Annotated in this window: 1 protein-coding gene; it reads right to left on the bottom strand. The window is 52.8% G+C overall.

The features are described from left to right. The coding region (locus AC2A4J_RS20350; RefSeq protein ID WP_484177296.1) for a cadherin repeat domain-containing protein at positions 1-513 on the bottom strand (513 nt) is incomplete at both ends.

Raw genomic sequence — 513 nt, 5'->3', positions numbered from 1 at the left:
ACCCGTTAGGCTGTACACCAAGGTATTGTTCGTCGCCGTACCATCGGCATCCGTACCTGTGGCGGTGTAAATGACCGTACTAGTGTCGGCGTTCTCATCCACACTGCCTGTCGCACCAGACGTAATTACTGGCGTGTTGTCGTTCAAGTCGTTGACGCTGACCGTCACGGCTTGACTGGAACTCAAACTACCCGAGTTAAAGTTGCCCGCGCCATTATCCGTTGCCACCACATTGAAGCTGTAGCTGTCTTTGGTTTCGTAATCCGCTGAGGCTTTTAGTGTGACCACGCCAGTGGTCGCATCGATGATTAACTTATCCGCATCGTCGCCAGACAAACTGTATACCAAAGTACTGTTCGCGGCTGTGCCGTCAGCGTCGGTACCTGTGGCGGTATAGATGACCGTTGATATATCTGCGTTTTCATCCACACTGCCGGTCGCACCGGACGTAATTACTGGCGTGTTGTCGTTCAGGTCATTGACGCTGACCGTCACCGCTTGACTCACATTGAG

Source organism: Marinomonas sp. ATLA20, assembly GCF_057180105.1.
The sequence above is the reverse complement of the archived record's forward strand: the minus strand, read 5'-3'. Positions and strand labels throughout refer to the sequence as shown.